The 4,446-nt window shown below is 62.5% G+C and carries 3 protein-coding genes; 2 read left to right on the top strand and 1 reads right to left on the bottom strand.

What is annotated here, in order from left to right; all coding sequences use genetic code 11:
- Positions 1–79 precede the first annotated feature (79 nt).
- Complete coding sequence (locus SOP95_RS09260; RefSeq protein WP_323606899.1) at positions 80–1,900, bottom strand: glycoside hydrolase family 15 protein; 1,821 nt, start codon at positions 1,898–1,900, stop codon at positions 80–82.
- A 241-nt stretch (positions 1,901–2,141) separates the two neighbouring features.
- On the opposite strand from SOP95_RS09260, the gene SOP95_RS09255 reads away from it, so the two are divergent.
- Positions 2,142–3,314: an MFS transporter gene (locus SOP95_RS09255; RefSeq protein WP_323606898.1), complete on the top strand. Its 1,173-nt coding sequence runs from the start codon at positions 2,142–2,144 to the stop codon at positions 3,312–3,314.
- Between the two features lie 169 nt (positions 3,315–3,483).
- Positions 3,484–4,218, top strand: a complete 735-nt coding sequence (locus SOP95_RS09250; RefSeq protein ID WP_323606897.1) for a thioesterase II family protein — start codon at positions 3,484–3,486, stop codon at positions 4,216–4,218.
- Positions 4,219–4,446: the final 228 nt, after the last annotated feature.

The raw sequence follows: 4,446 nt of genomic DNA, 5'->3' as shown, positions 1-4,446 counted from the left end.
GGCTTGCCGGCGAAGGCGTACTTGAGAACGCCTTCGCCGGCAAGCCGGCTCCTACAAAAAGCAGGTCGGCGAAGCGGTTTCACGGCTGCCAAACACTCTTTTCGCCGCTCAATTTCCTGTCCAGAAAACACGCCGCGCTTATTAACGCAAGGTGCGTCAGTGCCTGCGGGGTATTACCCATGTGCCGCGCGTGGCTGTCGAATTCTTCGGCGTACAACCCCAGAGGATTGGCGTACCTGAGCAGTTGTTCGAATTCCAGATGCGCCTTTTCCACCCGACCGGCACGGGCCAGGCATTCGACGTACCAGAAGGAGCACGCGGCGAAGGCGCCTTCGGTGCCGGGCAGGCCGTCGATGTGGTTGTCGTCATTGTGGTAGCGGTAGACCATGCCGTCGCGCACCAGGTTTTTCTCGATGGCGTCGAGGGTCGCGAGCCAGCGCGGGTCCTTGGCGCTGACGAAGCGCACCAGCGGCATCAGCAGCATCGAACCGTCGAGGCCGGTGCCGCCGAGGTGCTGCACGAAGTGTCCGCGTTCTTCGTTCCAGAAGTTGTCCCAGATGTCCGAGTAGATGGCCTGACGCGTCTGGTCCCAGCGGGCGAATGGCGCGGGCAACGAGCGTTTCGAGGCGAGACGGATCGCCCGGTCCAGGGCGACCCAGCACATCAGTCGCGAGTGCAGGAAATGGTGCTGTTCGCCGCGCATTTCCCAGATCCCGACGTCCTCCTGCTGCCAGGTTTCACAGACCTGGTCGATCACTTCCACGGTGTGCTTCCAGCCCTCGTGGGAAATGGCTTCGCCGTATTTGTTGACCAGGTACACGGCGTCCATCAGCTCGCCGAAAATGTCGAGCTGGACCTGGGCGTAGGCCAGGTTGCCGATGCGCACCGGCGTGGCGCCGCCGTGGCCGGACAGGTGCGCGAGTTCGACTTCCGGCAGTTCCTGGCGGCCGTCGATGCCATACAGGATATTGAGTTTCATCGGTTTGCCCTGGCAATCGCTGACCCGCCCACGCAACCAGCGCATATAGGCGTTGGCCTCTTCGGTGAAACCCAGGCGCATGAAGGCGTAGACGGTGAAGGACGCGTCGCGGATCCAGGTGTAGCGGTAATCCCAGTTGCGTTCGCCGCCAGTGACTTCCGGCAGGCCGAAGGTCGCCGCAGCGAGGATTGCGCCGTGTTTGCGCGACGTCAGCAGCTTCATCGCCAGGGCCGAGCGGTTGACCATTTCCCGCCAGCGGCCTCGGTAATTGGACTGGCCGATCCAGTCGCGCCAGAACTTCAGCGTGCGTTCCAGGCACAGTGTGGCCGCCCCTTCCTTGAAGCGCGGGTCGTCGATGTCGCCAAGGAGGAACTCGGCGGTCTGGTCTTGCTTGAGCGTGAATTCGGCGACCGCTGCCTGGCCTTCGATGCGCATGACCTGATCCGTCGCCAGGCGCAGGGACGGCTGATCGGCGGCTTCGAAGATCACGTCCTGTTTATCCAGGCGGGCGAGGGTGCGGGCGCGCGCGTAGTCATGGCGCACGGCGCAGCGCAGGTGAAACGTCGCTTGGCCGCTGACTACCCGGACCCGACGCATCAGCACGGGCAGGTTGTCTTCGGTGTCGCCGATGGGCAGCAGGTCGGTGATTTCCACCACGGCGCGATCGCTGAGCCAGCGGGTTTGTAGGACGTTGGTGTCGGGCAGGTAGATTTGCTCGCGGCGAGCGTCAGGCAGGTCCGGGGACAGCTGGAAAATACCGGCCTCGGGGGTGTCCAGCAGCGAACAGAAAATCGACGGGCTATCGAATTCCGGCCAGCAGAAAAAATCCACGCTGCCTTTGTCATTGACCAGCGCGGCGCTGCGCATGTCGCCGATGATGCCGTGGGCGTCGATGGGGCTTTGGCGTTCGTGGTCGGGCATTGGGGCTCCGGGAGCTGAGGGCCTAAATAGCTGACTGGTCTTGGCGGGCTGGAGTTCATTTTGCGGTGACTGTTCTGGCCCTATCGCCAGCAGGCTGGCTCCCACCTTGGATGGGTGTACATCAGTCATTGTGGGAGCCAGCCTGCTGGCGATGGGGCCTTCACATTCAAGCAACAATTGGCTGCTTTCCCCTCGATCAGCGTTTATGGCAACTTGCAGGCCCTTGTCGAGACCCGCACCCATGGCAAATCCCTACCGCGAACTGTTCAAAGCCCCTGGCAGCGGCGCCTTCGTGCTGGCCGGGATGATCGCGCGCATGCCGATTTCCATGACCGGTATCGGCCTGATCACCATGCTCTCGCAGTTGCAGGGTGGTTACGGTTTGGCGGGTGCAGTGGCGGCGACGTTCGCGCTGGCGACAGCGTTTTGTGCACCGCAGGTGTCGCGGCTGGTGGACCGTTTTGGTCAGCGCCGGATCTTGCCGGTGTCAGCGCTGATCGGGGGCGGGGCGCTGTTGATGGTGCTGCTCTGCACCCGTTTGCAGGCCCCACAGTGGACGTTGTTTGTGTTCGCCGCGATCGCCGGCTGTATGCCGAGCATGTCAGCGATGGTTCGGGCGCGCTGGACCGAGCTCTATCGCGGCCAGCCGCAACTGCAAACCGCCTACGCCCTGGAGTCGGTGCTGGACGAAGTCTGCTTCATCGTCGGGCCACCCTTGTCGGTGGGGTTGTGCGTGGTGGCGTTCCCCGAGGCGGGGCCGTTGGCGGCGTTGCTGATGCTGGCGATCGGGGTCACGGCGTTCGTGTTGCAACGCGGCACCGAGCCGCCGGTGCATGCCCATGAAGAACATCACGCTGCATCGATCATCCGCTCCCTGGACATCCAGCTGCTGATGCTGTTGATGGTCGCCATGGGCACCATCGTCGGTGTGGTGGATGTGGTCAGCGTGGCCTTCGCCCAGCAACAGGGCCAGCCAGCCGCAGCGAGCATCGTGTTGTCGGTGTATGCGATCGGTTCGTGCCTGGCGGGGTTGGCGTTCGGCGCGTTGCGCTCGAAAGTGCCGCTGCCGCGCTTGTTTCTCTATGGTGGAGTGGCGACGGCGGTGACGACCTTGCCGCTGCTGCTGGCGGTGAACATTCTCGGGTTGTCCCTGGCGGTGTTTGTTGCCGGGCTGTTTTTTGCCCCGACGTTGATTGTCGCCATGGCCCTGGTGGAGCAGATCGTGCCGCCGGCCAAACTCACTGAAGGCCTGACCTGGTTGGTCACCGGGCTGAGCATTGGCGTGGCGATCGGCGCGGCGGGGTCGGGGTGGCTGGTGGATGCGTTCGGGGCGCGGAGCGGGTTTTGGCTGGCGATTGCGGCGGGGGGTGTCGTCCTCGGTTCCGCGATCCAAAGCTATCGCCATTTGAAATAAAGCATTTACCTGTAGGAGCGAGCTTGCTCGCGATGGAGTGTCAGGCGACACCGATGTGTCTGACATACCATCGCGAGCAGGCTCGCTCCCACAGGGGGGGATTCATCCGACTAATTCTCCTTGGCGCTTATCCGTTCTGTTACCTAGACAACATTTCGAGGTAAGCCCCGTGCCCCCGCTGACATTGCTGTGCCTGCCCTATTCCGGCGCGAGTGCCATGGTCTATAGCCGCTGGCGGCGCAAGCTGCCGGATTGGATCAAGCTGCAACCGGTGGAACTGCCGGGGCGGGGTGCCCGTTTCGGCGAGCCATTGCATACCGACATGCGTCGTCTGGCGCTACAGCTCGCACAGGAACAAAAAACCACGCTCAAGGCGCCGTATGCCCTGTTCGGCCACAGCCTGGGCGCGCTGCTCGCTTGCGAAATGGCCCACGCCTTGCGCTCGCTTGGCTGCCCGGAACCGGTGGCGCTCTTTGCCTCGGGCACGGCGGCGCCAACCCTGCGCGAGGACTACGACCGCGGATTTGCCGAACCCAAATCCGATGCCGAGTTGATCGAGCAGTTGCGCAGCCTCAACGGCACCAGCGAAGAAGTCCTGGCCAACGAAGAGTTGATGAGCCTGACGTTGCCAATCCTGCGCGCCGACTTCCAGTTGTGCGGGCGCTTCGAGCCGATGCAGCGACCGCTGCTCAAATGCCCGGTGCACGTGCTCGGCGGCAAGGCGGACCGGGCGACGACCGAACAACTGATGGGCTGGCGCAAGGAAACCCACGGCAGCTTTTCCGTGGACATGTTGGCGGGTGGGCATTTTTTCATTCATGAGCGTGAGGCCAAGGTGCTCAAGGTGATCAAGGATCAGCTTGAAGTTCATCATCGTCGGCACGCCATGGCCGCTGTGGGTTAACCCAATCGCAAACATTACCGAATCCCTGTGGGAGCGAGCTTGCTCGCGATGACGGAGTGTCAGTCGACATCAATGGTGTCTGATACACCTCTATCGCGAGCAAGCCCGCTCCCACAATGTTTTGCCATCCTGATACTTATTCTCATTCGCTAATTTTTCCCGTCTGCATTCGTTTTATAGGGACGACGCGCCTTTGTGCTTCCTGCCTACTGATCCGGATGCTGAGAA

It is taken from the genome of Pseudomonas sp. YuFO8, assembly GCF_035065025.1.
In the GTDB taxonomy this organism is placed as follows: Bacteria; Pseudomonadota; Gammaproteobacteria; order Pseudomonadales; family Pseudomonadaceae; genus Aquipseudomonas; species Aquipseudomonas putida_AE.
This window is presented reverse-complemented; position numbering and strand designations above follow the sequence as displayed.